The 20,640-nt window shown below is 71.9% G+C and carries 20 protein-coding genes; 8 read left to right on the plus strand and 12 right to left on the minus strand.

What is annotated here, in order from left to right; all coding sequences use genetic code 11:
* Window positions 1–164: 164 nt before the first annotated feature.
* The 8 genes from JOD66_RS04085 to JOD66_RS28105 form a co-directional block, all read right to left on the minus strand.
* On the minus strand, window positions 165–1,247 hold the full coding sequence (locus tag JOD66_RS04085) for a hypothetical protein (RefSeq protein WP_204835650.1): 1,083 nt from the start codon (window positions 1,245–1,247) through the stop codon (window positions 165–167).
* Between the two features lie 16 nt (window positions 1,248–1,263).
* On the minus strand, window positions 1,264–1,473 hold the full coding sequence (locus tag JOD66_RS04090; RefSeq protein WP_179727010.1) for a DUF6752 domain-containing protein: 210 nt from the start codon (window positions 1,471–1,473) through the stop codon (window positions 1,264–1,266).
* A gap of 25 nt (window positions 1,474–1,498) precedes the next feature.
* Window positions 1,499–3,040: a class I SAM-dependent methyltransferase gene (locus JOD66_RS04095; RefSeq protein ID WP_204835651.1), complete on the minus strand. Its 1,542-nt coding sequence runs from the start codon at window positions 3,038–3,040 to the stop codon at window positions 1,499–1,501.
* A gap of 12 nt (window positions 3,041–3,052) precedes the next feature.
* Window positions 3,053–3,475 (minus strand): hypothetical protein, encoded by a 423-nt coding sequence (locus JOD66_RS04100; protein WP_204835652.1) that lies wholly within the window; start codon window positions 3,473–3,475, stop codon window positions 3,053–3,055.
* The gene (locus tag JOD66_RS04105) at window positions 3,475–4,029 is read right to left on the minus strand and encodes a glycosyltransferase family 2 protein (protein ID WP_204835653.1); all 555 of its coding nucleotides are present in this window, start codon (window positions 4,027–4,029) and stop codon (window positions 3,475–3,477) included. Before JOD66_RS04105 ends, JOD66_RS04100 begins: the two co-directional genes overlap by 1 nt.
* A complete protein-coding gene (locus JOD66_RS04110) occupies window positions 4,026–5,072 on the minus strand; it encodes a hypothetical protein (protein ID WP_204835654.1) in 1,047 nt (348 codons plus the stop codon). Before JOD66_RS04110 ends, JOD66_RS04105 begins: the two co-directional genes overlap by 4 nt.
* An 86-nt stretch (window positions 5,073–5,158) precedes the next feature.
* Window positions 5,159–6,499, minus strand: coding sequence for a phospholipase D-like domain-containing protein (locus JOD66_RS04115; RefSeq protein WP_204835655.1), 1,341 nt, complete (start codon window positions 6,497–6,499; stop codon window positions 5,159–5,161).
* Window positions 6,500–6,702: 203 nt separating this feature from the next.
* Window positions 6,703–7,830 carry an endonuclease/exonuclease/phosphatase family protein gene (locus tag JOD66_RS28105; protein ID WP_204835656.1) on the minus strand — a complete coding sequence of 376 codons (1,128 nt, stop codon included), beginning with the start codon at window positions 7,828–7,830 and terminating at the stop codon, window positions 6,703–6,705.
* Window positions 7,831–7,897: 67 nt separating this feature from the next.
* Here JOD66_RS28105 and JOD66_RS04125 point away from each other — a divergent pair, with 67 nt between their 5' ends.
* From JOD66_RS04125 to JOD66_RS04150, 6 genes are all read left to right on the plus strand, one after another.
* Window positions 7,898–8,896 (plus strand): formylglycine-generating enzyme family protein, encoded by a 999-nt coding sequence (locus JOD66_RS04125; protein WP_204835657.1) that lies wholly within the window; start codon window positions 7,898–7,900, stop codon window positions 8,894–8,896.
* Window positions 8,893–10,449 (plus strand): sulfatase family protein, encoded by a 1,557-nt coding sequence (locus tag JOD66_RS04130; RefSeq protein WP_204835658.1) that lies wholly within the window; start codon window positions 8,893–8,895, stop codon window positions 10,447–10,449. The genes JOD66_RS04125 and JOD66_RS04130 overlap by 4 nt, the downstream gene beginning before the upstream one ends.
* 27 nt (window positions 10,450–10,476) lie before the next feature.
* Complete coding sequence (locus JOD66_RS04135) at window positions 10,477–11,736, plus strand: magnesium transporter MgtE N-terminal domain-containing protein (RefSeq protein ID WP_204835659.1); 1,260 nt, start codon at window positions 10,477–10,479, stop codon at window positions 11,734–11,736.
* Window positions 11,733–12,272, plus strand: coding sequence for a DUF1003 domain-containing protein (locus JOD66_RS04140; RefSeq protein ID WP_204835660.1), 540 nt, complete (start codon window positions 11,733–11,735; stop codon window positions 12,270–12,272). The genes JOD66_RS04135 and JOD66_RS04140 overlap by 4 nt, the downstream gene beginning before the upstream one ends.
* Window positions 12,273–12,482: 210 nt before the next feature.
* Window positions 12,483–13,628 carry an Mrp/NBP35 family ATP-binding protein gene (locus JOD66_RS04145; protein WP_205126234.1) on the plus strand — a complete coding sequence of 382 codons (1,146 nt, stop codon included), beginning with the start codon at window positions 12,483–12,485 and terminating at the stop codon, window positions 13,626–13,628.
* A 6-nt stretch (window positions 13,629–13,634) separates the two neighbouring features.
* Window positions 13,635–13,991 carry a sec-independent translocase gene (locus JOD66_RS04150; RefSeq protein ID WP_204835661.1) on the plus strand — a complete coding sequence of 119 codons (357 nt, stop codon included), beginning with the start codon at window positions 13,635–13,637 and terminating at the stop codon, window positions 13,989–13,991.
* A 14-nt stretch (window positions 13,992–14,005) separates the two neighbouring features.
* On the opposite strand, the gene JOD66_RS04155 is transcribed toward JOD66_RS04150, so the two are convergent.
* The gene (locus tag JOD66_RS04155; protein WP_204835662.1) at window positions 14,006–14,542 is read right to left on the minus strand and encodes a hypothetical protein; all 537 of its coding nucleotides are present in this window, start codon (window positions 14,540–14,542) and stop codon (window positions 14,006–14,008) included.
* 119 nt (window positions 14,543–14,661) lie between these two features.
* On the opposite strand from JOD66_RS04155, the gene JOD66_RS04160 reads away from it, so the two are divergent.
* Entirely contained in the window at window positions 14,662–15,336 is a 675-nt protein-coding gene (locus JOD66_RS04160) for a LysM peptidoglycan-binding domain-containing protein (protein ID WP_204835663.1), read from the plus strand.
* Between the two features lie 29 nt (window positions 15,337–15,365).
* Window positions 15,366–15,887, plus strand: coding sequence for an Rv3235 family protein (locus JOD66_RS04165; protein ID WP_204835664.1), 522 nt, complete (start codon window positions 15,366–15,368; stop codon window positions 15,885–15,887).
* 108 nt (window positions 15,888–15,995) lie between these two features.
* Here JOD66_RS04165 and secA read toward each other — a convergent pair whose 3' ends face one another.
* The 3 genes from secA to folC are packed head-to-tail and all read right to left on the minus strand — an operon-like array spanning window position 15,996 to window position 20,637.
* Complete coding sequence (gene secA, locus JOD66_RS04170; RefSeq protein ID WP_204835665.1) at window positions 15,996–18,881, minus strand: preprotein translocase subunit SecA; 2,886 nt, start codon at window positions 18,879–18,881, stop codon at window positions 15,996–15,998.
* 23 nt (window positions 18,882–18,904) lie between these two features.
* Complete coding sequence (locus JOD66_RS04175) at window positions 18,905–19,288, minus strand: DUF4233 domain-containing protein (RefSeq protein WP_307823283.1); 384 nt, start codon at window positions 19,286–19,288, stop codon at window positions 18,905–18,907.
* The gene (gene folC, locus JOD66_RS04180) at window positions 19,285–20,637 is read right to left on the minus strand and encodes a bifunctional tetrahydrofolate synthase/dihydrofolate synthase (protein ID WP_204835666.1); all 1,353 of its coding nucleotides are present in this window, start codon (window positions 20,635–20,637) and stop codon (window positions 19,285–19,287) included. The genes JOD66_RS04175 and folC overlap by 4 nt, the downstream gene beginning before the upstream one ends.
* Window positions 20,638–20,640: the final 3 nt, after the last annotated feature.

Raw genomic sequence — 20,640 nt, forward strand, 5'->3', positions numbered from 1 at the left:
ACAACTTCACCATGGCAATACAGCGCGAATAACTACAATGATGTAATTCATCAAATGACAACGATGTAATTCGCCGCGGAATACACGGGTTCCCATCAGGGAGATGGCGTGCGATTTCCTGCGCCTTTCGGCGAGAGCGCGGCCGACCTGAGCGGTCGCCCGCGTCAGCGGCGGCGCAGCGCGCCGAGCAGGCCCCGCTTGCCGGTGGCCGGCTCGGGGTTCATCGCCACCCGCTGGTCGCGGACCTCGCCGAGCATCACGGCGACGAGATCGGTGGCGACCTCGGCGACCTCGGCGTCGCTCACCGTGTCCGGCGTACGACGCGCGGGCAGCTCGGCGGGGATCTCCAGGCGGGAGAGGTCCCCGACGACGTCGACGGGATGCGTGCGCAGGTAGGCCAGCGCGGCCTCGTTGCGCTCGCGGCACTCGGCGATCCGGTCGGGCTGGGGCCAGAACTTCTCGCCGCGGCGCGGGACCAGGCGCTCGTCGGCGAGGAAGGTGCGGATGAACATGCCGCGGTCGCGCGCGCCACCGAGGGACTTGCGGGCGACGAGGTGCTGGTTGACGCGGCGCAGCACCTCGGCCTCGACCACGCCCATGGACTCGTTCGGGAAGGACTGGGTGAGGTCGTAGGCGCCGGCGCGCAGGCCGAGCAGCCCGGCGAAGCGGTGCCAGATCTCCTCGCGCGGGGCGGTGGTGTCGAGCGGGAGCACGTGGATCCGCTCGTGGGCGACCGCCTCGGCCCAGCGCTGGAGCACCAGGTGGAGGTCGAGGGTGCGCCAGTTCCACACCTCCCGCGGGTCGTCGGACACCTCGCGGGAGTAGTCGGACATCGGCGTGGTGCCGCGGTTCTTCAGGCTCTCCTGCCAGCTCGCGGTGAACAGCCCGAGCAGGTCGCGCGCGGTGATCACGACATGCACCTCGGCGGGAGCCAGCTGCGCCGCCATCCGCCGGGCCTGCTCGGCGCTGGCGGCCGCGAAGAACTCGTGGGTGATCAGCGCGTCGCCGTCGTGGGACGCGATCTCCGCACGCAGTCGCTCCCAGGCGGTGCGGTGCTCCTCGGACGCCTTGGGGATCCGCGGGTCGTCCCGGACGATCCGGCTGGTCCACAGGTGGTCGAACCGGCCCAGTCCCGGCAGCAGCACGCCGTCGGCCAGCAGCTGCTCACGCGATCCCCAGACGATGGTCTGGAGATAGGTCGTTGCCGTCTTGGGCAGCCCGATGTGGACGAAGACGCGACGTGCCATGACCAGCCGACCCGCCTCAGAGACTCTTGTCGAACGCCTCGATCGCCTCGGCGATCCGGGCCTCGTCACGCTGAGCCAGCGGGATGAGCAGCTCCTGGACGACGTCGACCAGCTCCGCCATCCGCACGTAGTGGCGCTGCAGCTCGGCGACCTCGGTCTCGAGCTTCTCGATCCGCAGCCGCTGGGCGCGGACGGTGGCGAACAGGTTCCAGCGATTCTGGGTCATCTTCTCTTCTTCACGCATCGACAACTCACCACTCCGCGACCACGACGGCCCGGCCGGCCCGGCCCGGCGCACCGGGCTCGACGTCCGTGGACAGGACCGATCCCCCGAACCGCCCGATCGACGCGAGGACCTCGTCGAGGGAGACAGGATACAAACCCGCGTCGGCCTCGCCCTCGCCCGTCGCGAACTCGGCGTGCAGCCGGCCGCCACCGCGCAGCGTCATCGCGGCGAAGCGCAGCAGCCCCTCGCGACCACGGTCGGTCGTCGCGTCGAGCACGTGGCGCGCGAGCATCGCCCGCGGCCCGTCCTGGCGAGCCACCCGGGCGCCCTCGCCGAGGACCGAGCGGAGCTGGGTGAGGCTGATCATCCGCACGTCGAGCGCATGCCCCTCGCGGCCGGCGACCCGGCCGGCCTTGCGCAGGGTCAGCGGGACGTAGTCGTAGGCGGTGGTGCGGAAGCCGGCGCGGGCGAGGTGCAGCGCGTCGCTGCCCCGCCCGGCGCCGACGTCGAGGACATGGGTGCCCGCGGCGGTGTCGGCGGCGAGCCGGAGGGCGAGCGCGGACGCCGGCGCGTTGACGTCTCCCTTGCGGTGCGCCTGGTCGGTCTGCCAGTCGCGGCGGTACGGTGAGAGTCCGCGGAACCAGCTGTCGAGGCGCGCCTTGACCCGCGGGGAGGTCTCGAACTTGAACGCCGGGTCGGGCACCCTCCAGTGCGGGCCGTACATCGCCTCGAGCAGCCGTTCGGGCTCCGCCGGGGCGGGGAACTCGTGGCCGGCGAGGGTCACCGTCGAGAGCGGGAGGATCCACTCCTCACGGAACTCCACTCCCACCTCCCCCATCAGGTAGAGCCTGCCGTCGCCGGCGAAGAAGCCACCGAACAGGTCGAGGCCGCGGACCGACCCGTCGCTCTCCTCGACGTCGATCCGGAACGCCGCGCCGCTGTAGCGGAAGGTGGCCATGCCCCGCCGGGTCAGCGCGCGCTGGAGCCGGAACGACTCGCGGACGACGTCGACCGGAGAGGTGTGCCGCGAGACGTAGCCGAGGTCGGCGTCGGAGTCGTGACCGAGGAAGTCCTGCTCCCGGACCGCGCCGAGGAGCGTGCCGTACGCCGGGAACGCCGCGATCCCCTCGTCGTCGAGGATCGAGATGACCAGGTGCATGGCCTCGAGCAGCGGCTCGAGCTGGTCGCCGCTGCGGACCGAGAACTCGGGGTGGAAGCGGCCGGACTTGTCGAGCGCGATCGGCAGGCCGGACTTGTTGACGAAGGCGATCCGCTCCTCGGCCGTGCCGAAGCGGGTCTCCGCGTCGTGGAGGACCGTGCCGGCGACGTGGTCGCGCACCGCGAGGCGGGTCGCTCCGTCGAGGAAGCGCACCATCCGCTCCGGCCAGGCGATCCGGCGCTCGCCGGGCAGCTCTGGATCGAGCTCCTCGGTGTCGCGCACCGACCAGAACGACCAGATCCGGCGCTCGTCGAAGAGCACGTCGAGGGCACGGTCCTCCTCGACGCCGGTGAGCACCAGGCCGGCGGCGTCGGCGGACCGCACGGCCGGGCCGGACGGGTTGGTCATGGGGTCATGCTGTCAGACGAGCCGGCGCAGCTCGTCGGGGATGCGGACGTACGGCGGCTTCACCAGTGCGAGGTGCTGGCCGGCACCGGTGGCCCGCCACAGCTCGCCCTCGTGCTGCACGATCGCGGCCAGCTTCTTCGGCCCCGGCCGGAACCTGCCGAGCTCGTCGGCCGCCACGGCCTGCTCGAGCTGGGCCGAGCCGGTGCGCAGCGCCTCGACGATCTCGTCGGTGGGCTTGCTCCAGCTCGACTTCAGCGCGCGCCCCTCGACGACGGCCGCCTGGTGACGGCGCTCGGCGAGCAGCTCGAGCTGAGCGAGATCGGCGAACTTCAGGTGGAACATGAACAGGTCGGGGTCCGGCGCGAACGGGTGCTTGATGCCGTGGGAGGCGTGTCCCCAGTCGGCGTCGACCCACTTCAGGGCGGGCTTGCACATCAGGGGGTGAACCGGGCGAACTCGCGCTGGCTCAGCAGCGAGGGCGCGTCGAAGTCGAGCTCGGGCTCCACGCCGATGCGGTGCACGACGTTGTAGCCGAGCACCCCGGCGACGTCGGTCCCGCGGCGGGCCGCGGCGAAGTGGCGCAGCGAGGCGTGCCGGGCGGGGTCGGCGACCACGAACTCGTCGGCGTCGGCGAGCAGCACCGCGTCGTAGGCGAAGAGCAGGGACTTCGCCAGCCCGCTCAGGATGCCCATCCGGGACGGTTCGAAGGTGTACTTGTCGAGGTACGGCAGCCGCAGCACCGTGCACGGCAGGTCGTCGGTCGAGCCGTCGACGCTGTGGTCGTCGATCACGAACACGTCGTCGGCGCCGACCTGGCGCTGGTAGTGGTCCACCCAGCGGCGCAGCACCGGACCGCTGTCGCGGGTCATCGTGATGACCGCGACCCGGGGCAGGCCGTCACCCGAGGGCCGGTCGGTGGTGGCGCGGGCCGGCTCGGGGCCCGGGGCGCCTGCGGTCGCGCCCGTCTCGCGGCGTCCACGCCACTTCATGCCTGCTCCTCCCCCGCACCGCGTCCGGCGGTGCTCCACTTGGTGAGGGCGACCTGGAGCCCGTCGAGCGCGGCCGCCAGCACCTCCTCCGTCGGTACGTCGGCCGGCTGGAGCCCGGGGACGGCGCGTGGGCGCAGCTCGTCGAGGTCGCCGACGACGCGGTGCTTGCCCTTGCGCAGCCGGGCGACCTGCTCCTCGCCCTTGGTGCGCGCCCAGGGGTCGTCGTACCCCAGCCGCTGGCCGCCGCCCGAGCGCAGGGAGAGGCCCCGCTTGGCGAGCTGGTGCTTCACCAGACGGTCGTAGAACGCGGGCAGCTCGCCCTTGCCGCTCGGCCGGAACCGGCGGTTGAGCTCGAGCAGCAGCAGCGCGCTGGGCAGGTCGATGCTCGGGTTGCTGCGGACGTCGAGGGCGATGCCCTGCGGGTCGATGCCGACGGCCTCGGCGAACCGGCGCCACAGCAGGTCGCCGGGCGCCCCCGCCGGCGGCACGGTGACCAGGCTGAGCGCCCCCCTGTCGAGCCCCTTGGCCCAGCGTCCCGCGATCGCGGGCACGTCCTGATGGCGCCAGAACCGGGTCGCGGACGGGGTCAGGTCCTTGCGCGCGCCGAGCGCGGCGACGTAGTCGGTCCAGCCGACGACCCCACCGTTCTGCACCGACTCCAGCCACATGGCGGGCACGTTGCGCGCCAGGTCGCGACAGGTCACCACCGCCTCGACCCGGCTCTCGGGGAAGGTCTTGCGGATCCGCTGGATCTGTCGCTCGTCGCGCGGCGCGAGGTACTCCATCGAGACCACGGCGGTGCCGGGCCAGGCCCGGATCTCGTCGACGAGCTGCTGCCAGATCCCGTCGGACGGCATCGGCGGCTGCCCGGGGCCGCCGAAGGCGATCAGCTCCTTGACCGCCCGGACCTGGCGCCGCCAGCGCCGCCCGGGGAAGAGCACGCCCCGCTCGGCCAGCTCGGCCTTGTTCTCGCCGAGCACGTTCTGCAGGAAGCTGGTCCCCGACTTCATGGTGCCGACGTGCAGCACCACCCGCTGCGCCATGTACGCCCTCTCGGTCTCTCAGGTCCTGGCGGCCGAAGCCCGGGCCGCCGCCTCTCGGCAGCGACCCGGGCCCGGGATCCGCGTCGTCAGTTCAGCTCGGCCTCGAGCTCGTGGAACGGGTAGTCCTTCGGGCCGAGGTACTCGCTGCCCGGCTTGATCCGCACCTGCGGGTCCGGGTCGGCGGAGTTGACGTAGTTGGCCAGTGTCCGCGGCGCGGTGTTGTAGATCATGTCGACCCAGTCGGCGTACTTGGCGGCCATCGGGGCGTCGTCCCAGAAGATCAGGTCGTGCTCGTCGGAGAACCAGCCGAGCTGGGTCCAGTTCTCGCTGCTGGAGAGCACCGCCGTCGCGTTGGGGTTGCCGTCGAGGTTGCCCTGTACCGAGAGGCCCTTGAGGTGGACGTAGCGGTCCTTGAACTTGTTGGCCGTCGCGCCGGTGATGTAGACCATCTGCTTCGCCGGGACCGGGGCCAGGATGCTGCGGATCTTGCCCGACATCATCATGAAGACCACCCGGACGTCACAGCCCTGGGAGTGCAGCTCGCGGACCTTGCGCGCGATCCGGGCACCGCGCTCGTCGCCCCACACCGCGTTGGCCACGCGCACCTTCGTGCGGCCGTTGGCGGTGTTGGCGGCGCCATTGCACTGGACCTTGTTGAGGACCCGCAGCGGCGGGTCGACCTGGTCGCGGTGCGGCGCGAACTGCGTGGTGATGGTGGAGCCCGGGGTGGTGGTGCTGGGCACGGTGAACTGCAGGGAGGGGAAGCTCTTGTCCTTCTTGGCCTGCTCCCACATGGTCATCCAGCCGTCGTAGAGGGCCTGGTTGTCGGTGACCGTGGTCCAGTCGTTGAACTGCTGGACGGCGGCGGCGCCGGTGAAGTTGCCGGAGCCCTGCATCACGATCCAGCTCGTGGCGCCGGACTTGCTGACCAGCATCATCTTGTTGTGCATCGCGCCGCCCTTGCCGCGGCAGGTGGCCGAGCAGGTGCGGATCCAGCTACGCAGCTCCTTGGGGCGGTCGGCGTTGCCCTTCTTGAGCGCCCGGCTCAGGATGCCGTAGGAGCGGTGGGAGCCCTGGGCCTTGGCCAGGCCGCGGGCCATGATGATCTGGACCGAGACGCCGCGCTTGTGGGCCGCGATCATCTTGCCGGCGAGCAGGGGCGAGTCGAAGTTCCAGGTCATCAGCCGGACGGTCTGACCGCCCTCGACGTTCTTGAGCGTCTTGATGATCTTGCGCTGGATCGCGCCGCGCTTCTTGGCCTTGAACGGGTGGTTGAAGGTGATGCCGGGCGTGACGACGTAGGCCGGGTTCGGCTGCTTCTTCGCCGCGACCGTGGCGGCGACCGGAGCGGCGTCGGCCCGGGTCAGGCCGCCCTGGGCGGCGACCAGGAGGCCCGCGGCGACGAGCAGCGCGGCGAGCGCGGCCACCCCTCTCGTCCGACCTGCTGTCGACGGGGTCCCCCACACATTCGCCACGACCTGACTCCTACCACTTCACCCGAGAATTGACCGGGTTCCGAACGGGCACATCCCCTTCGGGAGGCAGGCGGCTCTCGACCCTTTGACGCGGGCACTATACCCGCCAGGTGCGGCTGAAACCCGCCGCACACGGCCCCGCCGTTCGCGTCTTGTCAGTCGGTCTCGCCGGGCGCGCCGGGGGTGCCGGGGGTGCCGGAGCTGCCGGGATCGCGTGGCTTGGCCTTCGCGTCGCCCGTGCACTTCTCGGTCTTGATCCCGCCCAGGGTGAACTCGGAGCGCACCGGCAGGTGGTCGGAGCCGCCCGCCGGCATCACGACCGAGCTGGTCGCGGTGAGGTCGGGACCGCCGTACAGCAGGTAGTCGATGCGGGTCCGCGGCTTGCCGGCCGGGTGGGTCGCGCCACCACCGCTGCCGGCCACCACGAAGCTGTCGCTGAGCCGCGAACTGAGGATCCGCTCCGGGCCGGAGTTGGGCCAGGTGTTCATGTCGCCGCCGAGGATCTTCGGTCGCGGGTCGGCGGCCAGGATGCTCGAGATCCGGGTGGCCTGGGCGGTGCGGATGTTGGCGGAGGTGTTGTCGAGGTGGGTGCTGTAGATGCTGACCTCGACGCCCTCGACGTCGATCACGACGTGCAGCAGCCCGCGCGGCTGGGCGCGGCCGATGTTGGGCAGCGGGGTGTTCTCCGAGGAGAGGATCGGGTACTTCGAGACGACGGCGGTGCCGTAGAGGCCGTCACCGAAGGTGACATTGCGGCCGAAGGCGGAGCCCCACCCGCCGAGTCGCTCGGCGAACCAGCCCGCCTGGTCGACGCTGCCGGTGCTGCGCCGCTTGTAGTCGACCTCCTGCAGCAGGATCACGGTCGCCTTCGACTGCTGCATCACGCCGAGCAGGCGCTCGAGGCTGCCGGCACGGGCCGACTTGATGTTGTAGGAGAGCGCGGTGAACTGGGTGGTGCCGATCTGGGCCCGGCACACCAGCTGGGCGGACTTGCGCTCGGCCTCCATCGCCAGGGGCGGGACGAGCACGCCTCCGGTGTCGGTCGGCACCGGCGCCGTGGGCGTGACCGGGTCGCCGACGTCGGTCGCCCTCGGGGCGGCGGACTCGCGCCGGCCCTCGTGGGCCACCTGCGGATCGGGGGCGTCGGGCGGGAAGATCAGCGAGACGCTCAGCCCGGCGAGCACGACCACGACGGCCACCAGGGTGACGACCATGTCGACGGAGGAGACGGCAGGGCCCAGCCGCTTGCCCGCGCGGGCACCCCGCTTCCCCTGCTCCTCCACGCCGGAATGGTAGACGACGACGCGGCGGCGCCGGGCTTCTTCGCTCCCTGGGGCACACTGGACGGCGATGCCCACCCAGTCACCCGGCCCGCGCCCGTGCTGCGTCCCCGCGGGAGCCCCCACGGGAGCCCCCGCGACCACACCGGTCACGGTCGGCGGCGCCGGGCGCGGGACGGACCCGGTCCCGCTGGCCGTGATCCCCGGCGGCGCCGCCGCCCTCGGCGACCACTTCGGCGACGGGTACGCCGGCGACGGCGAGGGCCCGGTGCACGAGGTGGAGCTGTCGGCCTTCCGGCTCGGCACCACCACGGTGACGAACGCCGCGTTCGCCGCGTTCGTCGAGGCGACCGGCCACCGCACCACCGCCGAGGCCGAGGGATACTCCGCGGTCTTCCACACCGACGTCGCGGCCACCGTCGCCGACGTCCTGGGCTACTCCCCCGCCACGCCGTGGTGGGTCGGGGTGCGCGGCGCCGACTGGCGCCACCCCGAGGGTCCGCGCTCCGGCGTCGACGAGCGCGCCGACCACCCCGTCGTCCACGTCTCCCACGACGACGCCCTCGCCTACGCCCGCTGGGCGGGGCGCCGCCTCCCCACCGAGGCGGAGTGGGAGTACGCCGCCCGCGGCGGCCTGGCCGGCCGGCGCTACCCGTGGGGCGACGAGCTGATGGCGGGCGACTCCTGGCAGGTCAACATCTTCCAGGGCGAGTTCCCGGCCACGAACACCGCCGACGACGGCTGGACGACGACCGCGCCGGTGACGGCGTACCAGGCCAACGGCTACGGCCTGCACCAGATGGTCGGCAACGTCTGGGAGTGGTGCGCGGACTGGTTCGACCCGGCGGCGTACGGCACCCGCGAGCGGCTCGATCCGCGCGGACCCGCGAATGGTACGGTCCGCGTGATGCGCGGGGGCTCGTTCCTGTGCCACGACTCGTACTGCAACCGCTACCGGGTCGCCGCCCGCTCGGCGGCTCCGCCGGACTCCACGGCCTCGAACCTCGGCTTCCGCTGTGCCGCGGACGTCGTCCCCGACCGCCCCGTCGAGAAGGAGAACCTCGCGTGACTCGCCCCGGCCGCCTGCGCCTGGCCACCGCCGCCGTCCTCAGCGCGAGCGTGCTCGCCGCCTGCTCCGGCGGAGGTGGGGGCGACGGTGAGGCCGGACCGGGACCGATCGTGAAGTTCGACAAGCCCGGCGAGCAGCCGTCGGTCGCCGCGCCCTCGCCGAAGGACACGGTGCTCGGCCCCGACGCGACGCCGGCTCCGGTGGCCTCGCCGGAGAAGCCGAACCTGCTGATGATCACGATGGACGACGCGGCGATGAAGGACATGCAGTTCATGCCGCACCTGCAGGAGGTGATCGCCGGCCAGGGCGTCACCATCGAGCAGGGCCTGGCCCCGACGCCGATCTGCGTGCCGGCGCGGGCCTCGCTGCTCACCGGTCAGTACTCCCGCAACCACGGCGCCGTCACCGTCGGCGGCGAGGGTGGCGGCTACCAGGCGTTCGACGACGAGAACACCATGCCGGTCAGCCTCCAGGAGGCCGGCTACGACACGATGATGGTCGGCAAGTACCTCAACGGGTACACCAAGGACGAGGTCCACCACCAGCCGCCGGGCTGGACCGTGTGGCGCCCGACGGTCGACTTCGCGACGTACAACTTCGAGCACCCGCAGCTGCTCGTCGACGGCAAGATCAAGGACTACGACACCTACTCCACGACGCTGCTCAGCGACCAGTCCAACGGCCTGATCGAGGACCAGGCCGACAGCGACAAGCCCTGGTACCTGTGGGTCAACTACGTCGCGCCCCACCACGGCAGCCCCCACGAGAGCGACGACCCCGACGGCATCTCCACGACGGTCCCCGACAAGCGCGACCGCGACACCTTCGAGGACCTCGAGCTCGACACCACGCCGGAGATGTTCGAGGCCGACCCCAGCGACAAGGCACTGATCCGCAACGCGCGGCAGAAGTGGTCGGAGAAGCGCCGCGCCGGGCTGCGCGAGGCGCGCCAGCAGCGGGTGGAGGCGCTGCAGGCCGTCGACCGCGCGATCGAGCGCACCGTCGCCACGCTGAAGAGGACCGGCCAGCTCGAGAACACCTACATCGTGGTGACCTCCGACAACGGCTTCTACGTCGGCGAGCACAACCTCTACGGCAAGCTCTGGTACTTCCGCGACGCGATCAACATCCCGATGTTCATCCGCGGGCCGGGCCTGCCCGCCGGCACGACCACGCGGGCGCCGGTCACCAATGCCGACTGGGCGCCCACCTTCGCCGCGCTGGCCGGCGCCACGCTGGGCCGCGAGGCCGACGGGGTCGACGTGATGCCGTGGCTCGACAGCGACGCCACCCGCCGGGTGATCCCGATCTCCGGGTGGCCGGTCAAGGGCGGCCTGAACCCGCTCTACACCGGAGTGATCGTGGGGCCGTGGACCTACGTCCGCGGACGCAAGGGGCGTGGCGAGCTCTACTACACGACCAACGACCAGTACCAGCTCTACAACCTCTACGGCGACCCCCGCTACAAGCCGGTGCGCCAGCAGCTGCGCCAGCTGTGGCAGCAGACCAAGGACTGCGCCGGCGCGACCTGCCCGCGGACGTTCATGAAGTAGCAGCCGCGACCGGTAGCGTTGCGCTTCGTGAGCACCACCCCCTCCCGCGTGTTCGCGGCCAGGCTGGTCGGGCTCCCGATCTTCGACCCCCAGGGCGACCAGGTCGGGAAGGTCCGCGACCTGGTCGTGACCCTGCGCACCGAGGGAACCCAGCCGCGGGTGCTCGGGATGGTGGCCGAGGTGTTCGGCCGCCGCCGGATCTTCGTGCCGATGACCCGGGTCACCAACATCGACAGCGGCCACGTCTACACCACCGGCCTGCTCAACATGCGCCGCTTCGAGCAGCGCTCGACCGAGACCCTGGTCATCGGCCAGATGCTCGACCGCACGGTGACCATCAAGGAGAGCGGCATCACCGGCACCGTCTACGACGTCGCGATGGAGCCCGCCCGCACCCGGGACTGGGTGCTGTCCCGGGTGGCGGTGCGCGAGCCGTCGAAGGGCTTCCGGCGCCGCGGGCAGTCCCACGTCGTCGAGTGGCGCGACGTGGTCGGCCTGACCCGCACCGACGACCGGCAGGGCGCCACCCACCTGGTCGCCGCCCTCAACGAGATGCGCCCGGCCGACGCTGCGAGCATCCTGCACGACCTGCCCCCCGAGCGCCGCACGGCGGTCGCGCTGGCGCTCGACGACGAGCGGCTCGCCGACGTGCTCGAGGAGCTGCCCGAGGACGACCAGGTCGAGATCCTCAAGGGTCTGGACTCCGAGCGCGCCGCCGACGTCCTCGAGGAGATGTCGCCCGACGACGCGGCCGACCTGGTGAGCGACCTGCCGCCCGAGACCGCCGAGATCCTGCTGGGGCTGATGGAGCCCGAGGAGGCCGAGGACGTCCGCCGCCTGATGTCGTACGTCGAGAACACCGCCGGCGCGATGATGACCTCCGAGCCGGTGATCCTCGGCCCCGACGCGACGATCGCCGACGCGCTCGCCCACGTCCGCAACCCCGAGCTGACCCCCGCGCTCGCGGCGCTGGTGTACGTGTGCCGCCCGCCGCTGGAGACGCCGACCGGCAAGCTGCTCGGCGTCGCCCACATCCAGCGGCTGCTGCGCGAGCCGCCCTCGACCCTGGTCGCGGGGGCGCTCGACGACTCCATGGAGTGGCTGCGCCCCGAGGCCTCGATCGACGAGGTCGCCGCCCACCTGGCGACCTACAACCTGGTCGCGGCACCCGTCGTCGACGAGGACCGGCGGCTGATCGGCGCGGTCACCGTCGACGACCTGCTCGACCACATGCTGCCCGCCAACTGGCGCGAGCGGGCCCGCGAGCGCGGACGGGGCGAGTCGTGAGTGAGGCGCGTCGCGAGCGGCTCGACACGCCGCGCGAGGAGCGGCGCCAGCTGGTTCGGCGCCCGTCCTACAACGCCGACACGTTCGGCGTCTTCGCCGAGCAGTTCGCCCGGTTCATGGGCACCGCGACCTTCCTGATCTACATGACGCTGTTCGTGGTGGGCTGGATCTGCTGGAACCTGTTCGCGCCCCGTGACCTGCGCTTCGACGACTACCCGTTCATCTTCCTGACCCTGATGCTGAGCCTGCAGGCGTCGTACGCCGCCCCGCTGATCCTGCTCGCGCAGAACCGGCAGGAGGCGCGCGACCGGGTCGTCGCCGAGCAGGACCGGCAGGCCGACGCGCGGGCGCACGCCGACATGGAGTTCCTCGCCCGCGAGGTCGCCTCGCTGCGGATGGCGGTCGGTGAGGTCGCCACCCGCGACTTCCTGCGCTCCGAGCTGCGCTCGCTGCTCTCCGACCTCGACGAGCGGGCCGAGGAGCGTGCGCAGTCTCACGAGGACGGCGCCGACGAGGCGTCACCTGCCAGTCCCTAGGGTGGGCCTCCCGCTCCTCGGCGGATGCCCACGTCGTCCAGTGCGTGCGATGGCAAGGCGCCGGTGCGCAGGCAGACTGGACGTCTTTCCAGCATCGGCAACGCCGCCAGGGTGCGTGCTGGGCGGGGTGGGCGCCGCCATGGGAGTGGGAGGCGCACCCTAGACTCAGGGGTTGTGACTACCACGCAGTCCCCGTCCGTCGAGCAGGTCATGACCGCGCTCAGCAAGGTCAACGACCCCGAGATCAAGCGACCCATCACCGAGCTCGGGATGGTCGAGGGCGTGGACATCGCCGCCGGCGACGGCGGCTCGGTGGTGACCGTCAAGGCGCTGCTGACCGTGGCGGGCTGCCCGCTCAAGGACACCATCAACCGCGACGTGTCGGCCGCCGTGGCCGCGCTGCCCGGCGTGACCCGGGTACAGGTCGAGCTGGGCGTGATGACGGCCGAGCAGCGCTCCGGCCTCCACGAGACCCTCCGGGGCGGCCAGGCGCAGCGCGAGATCCCGTTCGCACAGCCCGGCTCGCTCACCAAGGTCTTCGCCATCGCGTCCGGCAAGGGCGGGGTCGGCAAGTCGTCGCTGACCGCCAACCTGGCGATCGCGCTGGCCCAGGCCGGCCGCAAGGTCGGCCTGGTCGACGCCGACATCTACGGCCACTCCATCCCCGCCATGCTCGGCGTCGCGGACTCCCGGCCCACCCAGGTCGACGACCTGATCATGCCGGTCCCCACCCCCTCCGGCGTCTCGGTCATCTCGATCGGCATGCTCAAGCCGCGCCGCGACCAGGTCGTCGCCTGGCGCGGACCGATGCTCGACCGGGCGCTCGTGCAGATGCTCGCCGACGTCTACTGGGGCGACCTCGACGTCCTGCTCCTCGACCTGCCCCCGGGCACGGGCGACATCGCCATCTCGCTCGGGCAGCACCTCCCCGGTGCCGAGGTGGTCGTGGTGACCACCCCGCAGGAGGCGGCCGCCGAGGTCGCCGAGCGCGCCGGCACCATGGCCTCGATGATGCACCAGCGGGTCGTCGGCGTCGTCGAGAACATGAGCTACCTGCCCTGCCCCCACTGCGCGGAGGAGGGCAAGGAGCACCGGCTCGAGATCTTCGGCACGGGCGGCGGCGAGCGGGTGGCCGGCACCCTGTCCGAGCGCTTCGGCTACGACGTGCCGCTCCTCGGCGAGGTCCCCCTCGACGTCGCGCTGCGCGCGGGCGGCGACGCCGGTACGCCGATCGTCGAGTCGGACCCCGGCTCGCCCGCCGCGGTGGCCCTGCGCGCGGTCGCCGAGCGGCTCGGCGGACGTGGACGAGGCCTGGCCGGCATGCAGCTCGGGCTCACGCCGACCAGTAAGTTCTGACCCACCATGTTCGGGATCGGGTTCGGCGAGCTCGTCGTCATCGTGTTCCTCGCCGTGCTCGTCTTCGGCCCCGACAAGCTGCCCGACCTGGCCCGCCAGGCCGGGCGCCTGGTCCGCGACCTGCGCCGCTTCGCCACCAACGCCCGTGACGAGCTGCGCGCCGAGCTCGGCCCCGACTACGCCGACCTCGAGCTCACCGACCTCGACCCCCGCGCGATCGTCCGTAAGCACATCGCCGAGGCGATGGCCGAGCTCGACGAGCTGGAGGACACGATCCGTGGCGCCGGCGAGGACGACGCCCCCGCGCCGGCGCGGATGCTGGAGCCGGGCGAGCTGCCGCCGTACGACTTCGAGGCGACCTGATCCCGGTCATGGGCTCAGGCTCGTGACTGCGCCGCGGCGAGGGCGCTGAACGCGATCAGCACCGTACGCCGGCCCTCGGCCTCCGCGAGCTCGCAGAAGTCCGCGCCCACCCGGCGCAGCACGCCGTCGTGGCGGCCGCCGTCGCGCAGGTGGAGCAGGCAGGGCTCACCGGCCTCGGCGAGCCGGCGCAGCGCGGAGGCCAGGCCGAGCCGGGTGATCGGTGACCACGCGACCTCGGGCACCGCGCGCTCGGAGGCGCCGCCGACGCTCGTCACGGCATCCAGTGCGACCACCCAGTCGTGCTCGCCGGCCGCGAGCAGCAGCCAGCCGCGGGCGACCCGCTCGACCGTGCCGCTGACCGGGCCGGGGCCGTGCAGGCCGAGGGTGACCCGGCGGCCGACGCTCGCCATCAACCGCCCGGCGAGGGTCACCTGCTGGTACTCCGCACGGCTGCGGTCGGCCAGCTCGAGGTCGCGCTCGGCCGCGTAGAGGGCGCTGGCGCGGCCCTCGAGGTCGTCGAAGAGCGCGAACAGCTCCTCCTCCCAGCCCATGGACCCACCCTCGCACGGGGCGCTCGGCATTCTGCGCAGCCGCCGGATCCGACGATTGACACCGCTCAGAGAACTTGCTCATCCTGAATCAAACGTAAGCAAACGCAAAGGTTCTCGGGATGAATCAGGCCACCGCCCGCCAGGTGCGACTCCGTGCGACCCTGCTCTGGATCCTGGTCACGGCCGGTCTGGCCGGGCTCGGCACGCTCACCGCGCCGTCGGTACGACGCCTGGTGAGCGCGCCCGGCCCGGGCTTCGCCGAGCTGCTGGTCCAGGCCTGCGCGGCCGCGGCACTGGTCGCCGGGGGCGTGCTCTGGCTGGCCACCACCGAGGTGGTCGCCGGCGTACTGCGTGCCCCGGCCGGCCGGAGCGGTCGCGCCGGCCGGCCCGTCGGCCCGGTCCGGCTCGCCCTGCTCGCCGCCTGCGGCTGCACCGTCCTCGCCACCACCCCCGCCCACGCGCGCGCTGACCCGGGGCCCGGGGACGGACCGCTCGGCAGCGGCGCCCTCCACGCCGCCACCGCCCTCGGCGCGGACGCGCTCAGCGGCCTGCCCCTCCCCGACCGGCCCGTCGGGCAACGCCCCGCCCGCCCCCGCGACACTCGCCCGGTCGCGGTCACTGTCCGCCCCGGCGACTCGCTGTGGACCATCGCCGCGCGGCGCCTCGGGCCGGATGCGTCGCGAGCCGAGGTGACGTCGTACTGGCAGCGGGTGCGGGCGCTCAACGCCGACGCCCTCGGCCCCGACCCCGATCTCATCCGGCCCGGCCAGACGGTCCGGCTGCCGCCCGCCTGACCGCACCGGTCCGATCCGCAGGAGGAACCATGTCCGCCGTACCCCACGACCTCGTCAGCCTCCGGGCGCCGGTCCCGGTGAGCTCCACCCAGGGCACCCTGGCGCTCGCCCTGCTCCCCCGTCAGGCGCCGCCACCGGGCCGGCCGCCCCAGTGGCGCCCACCGGTCCGCCCCGGCGCCGTCGTCGTGCCGATCGACCACCGACTGCGCCACGCCATCGAGGAGTGGACGCACCGCTTCGTCCAGGCGGCCGTCGAGATCGTCGGCGGCGACCGGCCCGTGTCCCAGCTGGTCCGCTGGACCACCCGCGACGTGTACGCCGACCTGCACCGCCGCGCCCTGCTGGTCGCCCGGGCGGGCGGCCACCAGCCCGGGCTGGCCCGGGTGCAGCCGGTCCGGCCGCGGGTCGAGAGCGTGCACGCCTGCTTCATCAGCGACACCGTCGTCGAGTGCGGGGTGCGGGTGCGCCACGGCGACCGGTCGCGCGCCGTCGCCGCCCGGTTCGAGCGGTTCGACCAGCGCTGGGTCTGCACCGCCCTCGACTTCTCGTGACCAGTAGCGCGACCCGTCAGAAAGTAGCTCGAGAAACACGCCGACCCGGCAGAAAGTTTCTGCCGGGTCAGCGTGTTTCTCGAGCTACTTCGAGCCGGGTCGGCGGGATCAGCCGCGCAGGGCCATCCCGGTCGGGCCGCCGGGAGCGCCGTGGCAGCGCTTGTACTTCTTGCCGGAGCCACAGGGGCACAGGGCGTTGCGGCCCACGTCGCCGAACTCGTCGTCGGCGGTGGAGACGGCGCCGCTGCCGCGGACCTCCTCGTGCCCGGTCTCGTCGGGCGCGGAGTAGGTGAGGTTCTGCGGCTGCTTCGGCGCGTCGAGGCCCTTGGCCCGCACCTTCGGCGCGGCGGCCTTCAGCTCGGAGGAGATGGACTCCAGGTCCATCTCGCCACCGGCCTCGAGGCCGACGCCGACCGGCGGCTCGGCGAAGGCGCCCTCGTGCATCGGGCCGGCGTGGGCGGTGCCGTCGGCGTGGTAGTGGATCTCCTCGTCGTCGTCCTCGACCTGGACCTCCAGGTTGAACAGGAAGCCGACGGTCTCCTCCTTGATGCCGTCCATCATGGCGGCGAACATGTCGAAGCCCTCACGCTGGTACTCGACCAGCGGATCGCGCTGGGAGTAGGCCCGCAGGTAGATGCCCTCGCGTAGGTAGTCCATCTCGTAGAGGTGCTCGCGCCACTTGCGGTCGAGGACCGAGAGCAGCACCCGACGCTCGAGCTCGCGGGCGACCTCCTCGCCGACCTCCTCCTCGCGCCGGTCGTACGCCGCGTGGGCGTCGGCCTTGAGCACGTCGATGAGGTGCGACTTCTCCAGCGCGGCCTGGGTCCCGGCCTCCTCGACCAGGTCCTTCCAGGAGATCGAGACCGGCCAGAACTGCTTGAGGTCGGTCCACAGCTGCTCGAGGTCCCACTCCTCGGCGAACTCGTCGAGCGAGCCGTTGACGAAGCCCGTCACGACGTCGTCGATGAAGGTGCGGATCTGCTCCTCGAGGTCGACGCCCTCGAGCACCTCGCGGCGCTCGCCGTAGATCACCTTGCGCTGGCGGTCCATCACGTCGTCGTACTTGAGGACGTTCTTGCGGGACTCGAAGTTCTGCGACTCGACCTGGCCCTGGGCGTTGGCGATCGCGTTGGTGACCCGCTTGTTCTCGATCGGGACGTCGTCGGGGATCTTGAGCAGCAGCAGGACGCGGTCGACCCAGTCGGACTTGAACAGCCGCATCAGCTCGTCCTGCAGGGACAGGTAGAAGCGGCTCTCGCCGGGGTCGCCCTGGCGGCCGGAGCGACCGCGGAGCTGGTTGTCGATGCGACGGGACTCGTGGCGCTCGGTGCCGATGACGTAGAGGCCGCCGAGGTCGCGCACCTCGTCGTGCTCCTTGGCCACCTGGTCCTTGAAGCGCTCGACCATCGCGGGCCAGGCCGCCTCGTACTCCTCGGCGGTGTCGCCGGTCGGCTCGAGGCCCTGCTTGCGCAGCTCGGCGTCGGCGAGGAACTCGTAGGAGCCGCCGAGCATGATGTCGGTGCCGCGACCGGCCATGTTGGTGGCGACCGTGACCGCGCCCTTGTGGCCGGCGAGCGCGACGATCTTCGCCTCCTCGGCGTGGACCTTCGCGTTGAGGACGGAGTGGGCGACGCCGCGCTTGGTGAGCTGCTGGTGGAGGTACTCGGACTTCTCGACCGAGACGGTGCCGACCAGGACCGGCTGGCCCTTCTCGTGGCGCGCGACGATGTCGTCGACGACGGCGTCGTACTTCGCCTCCTCGGTGCGGTAGACGAGGTCGGGCTGGTCCTTGCGCTGCATCGGCTTGTTGGTCGGGATCGGGACCACGCCGAGCTTGTAGATCTTGTCGAACTCGGAGGCCTCGGTGAGGGCCGTACCGGTCATGCCGGAGAGCTTGTCGTAGAGGCGGAAGTAGTTCTGGAGGGTGACGGTGGCGAGGGTCTGGTACTCCTCGCGGACCTTCACGCCCTCCTTGGCCTCGATGGCCTGGTGGAGTCCGTCGTTGTAGCGGCGGCCCGCGAGCATGCGGCCGGTGTGCTCGTCGACGATGAGCACCTCGCCCTCCATGACGACGTACTCCTTGTCGTTGCGGAACAGCTCCTTGGCCTTGATGGAGTTGTGCAGGAAGGAGATGAGCGGGGTGTTGGCCGACTCGTAGAGGTTCTCGATGCCGAGGTGGTCCTCGACCTTGGTGATGCCGTCCTCGAGGACCGAGATGGTGCGCTTCTTCTCGTCGACCTCGTAGTCGACGTCGCGGGTGAGCTTCTGGGCGATCTTGGCGAACTCGCCGTACCACTTCACCTCGTCCTGGGTCGGACCGCTGATGATGAGCGGGGTCCGGGCCTCGTCGATGAGGATCGAGTCGACCTCGTCGACGACGGCGAAGTTGTGGCCGCGCTGGACGCACTCCTCGAGCGAGGAGGCCATGTTGTCGCGCAGGTAGTCGAAGCCGAGCTCGTTGTTGGTGCCGTAGGTGATGTCGCAGGCGTACGCCGCGCGCCGCTCGTCGGGGCGCATGCTCGGCAGGATCACGCCGACGGTCAGGCCGAGGAAGTGGTGGACGCGGCCCATCATCTCGGACTGGAACTTGGCCAGGTAGTCGTTGACCGTGACGACGTGGACGCCCTTGCCCTCGAGGGCGTTGAGGTACGCCGGGAGGGTCGAGACCAGGGTCTTGCCCTCACCGGTCTTCATCTCGGCGATGTTGCCGAGGTGGAGCGCGGCGCCACCCATGATCTGGACGTCGAAGTGTCGCTGGCCGAGGACCCGGCGCGCGGCCTCGCGGACCGTGGCGAACGCCTCGGGCATGATGTCGTCGAGGTCCTCGCCCTCAGCGAGGCGCTTGCGGAACTCGTCGGTCATGCCCCGCAGCTCGTCGTCAGACATCGCCTTGAAGTCGTCCTCGATGGCGTTGACCGCCTTGGCGATGCCCTCGAGCTGGCGGAGGATCTTGCCCTCTCCGATGCGGAGGAGCTTGTCGATGATCACTGGCACGCGGCCACTCTACCCAGCGGTATCTACTCGCCCGATTCTCGGCGCTGGTCATAGGCCGCGAAGGCCGCGGCCCGCTCGGTCTCGATCTTGCGGCCCAGGCCGTACGCCGTGCCCCACAGCAGCGCGAAGATGCCGCCCACGACGAACATGAGCGGGGCGAGGAAGCCGAGCGCGACGGCGCCGACCTGGAGCACGTGCCCGAGCAGGTAGGCCGACTCCCGGCGCAGCATCCCGGCGACCAGCACGCACAGCACCGCCAGCCCCAGGCCGAGCGGCAGCGCGACGCCGGGGCTGATGTCGGAGATGCCGATCATCACGGGGGTGGAGAGCCCGACCGCGATCGCCTCGAGGGAGAGCACGGCGGCGCACATGCCCCGGCGGGGCGACCTCTCGCGCTCGTCGGTCACTTGCGGCCTCCGAGCAGCACCCGGGCCTCGCCGACGGTGACGACCGAACCGGTCACCAGCACCGCGCCCGAGCTGAGCGCGTCGGTGCCGTCGGACTCGGCGAGCGCGGCGGCGGCGTCGATGGCGTCGGAGAGGAGCGGTACGACGGTGACCCGGTCCTCCCCGAACACCTCACGCGCGATCACGGCGAGCCGCTCGGCGGGCATCGCCCGTTCGGTGGAGCTCTGGGTGACGACCACCTGGGCGAGGTGCGGCTCGAAGGCGGCGAGCAGGCCCTCGGCGTCCTTGTCGCCCATCACGCCGACCACGCCGACCACCGGGTCGAACTGGAAGGAGTCCTCCAGCGCGGCCGCGGTCGCCTCGGCGCCGTGGGGGTTGTGGGCGGCATCGAGCAGGACCGTGGGGCTGCGGCGGACCACCTCGAGCCGGCCGGGCGAGGTGATCTCGCCGAGCGCACCGCGCACGATGTCGTCGCCGAGCGGCTCGTCGCCGCCGACGAAGGCCTCGACCGCGGCGAGGGCGGTGGCGGCGTTCTGGGCCTGGTGGGCGCCGTACAGCGAGAGGAAGACGTCGTCGTAGCGTCCGCGCAGGCCCTGGAGGGTGACCACCTGACCGCCGACGGCCGGGGTCCGGCTGACGACGCCGAACTCGAGCCCCTCGCGGGCGACCGTCGCACCGACCTCGGCCGCGCGCTCCAGCAGCACCGCCGCGACCTCGGCGCTCTGCTGCGCGAGCACGGCGACCGCGCCGGGCTTGATGATGCCGGCCTTCTCGCGGGCGATCTCGACGGGCGTGCCGCCGAGGTAGTTGGCGTGGTCCACGGCGATCGGGGTCACCACGGCCACGTCGGCGTCGATGACGTTGGTGGCGTCCCACGAGCCGCCCATCCCGACCTCGACGACCGCGACGTCGACCGGCGCGTCGGCGAAGGCGGCGTACGCCATCCCGACGACCGCCTCGAAGAAGCTGAGCGGGTGGTCCTCGGCCTCGTCGACGAGGTGCATGTACGGCGCCACGTCGTTGAAGGCCCGCACGAACGCCTCGTCGTCGAGCGGCTCGCCGTCGACGCTGATCCGTTCGCTCATCCTCTCCACGTGGGGGCTGGTGAACCGCCCGGTGCGCAGGTCGAGGGCGCGCAGCAGCGCGTCGATCATCCGCGAGGTCGACGTCTTGCCGTTGGTGCCGGTGAGGTGGATCGAGCGGTAGGCGTGCTGCGGGTCGCCGAGCAGCTCGGTGAAGGCGCGGATCCGGTCGAGCGAGGGCTCCAGCCGGGTCTCGGGCCACCGGGACAGGAGGGCGTCCTCGGCCTCGTCGAAGGTCTCGGCTGGGCGCGCTGCGGGCTCGTTCATGGC

It is taken from the genome of Nocardioides nitrophenolicus (assembly GCF_016907515.1).
GTDB lineage: Bacteria > Actinomycetota > Actinomycetes > Propionibacteriales > Nocardioidaceae > Nocardioides > Nocardioides nitrophenolicus.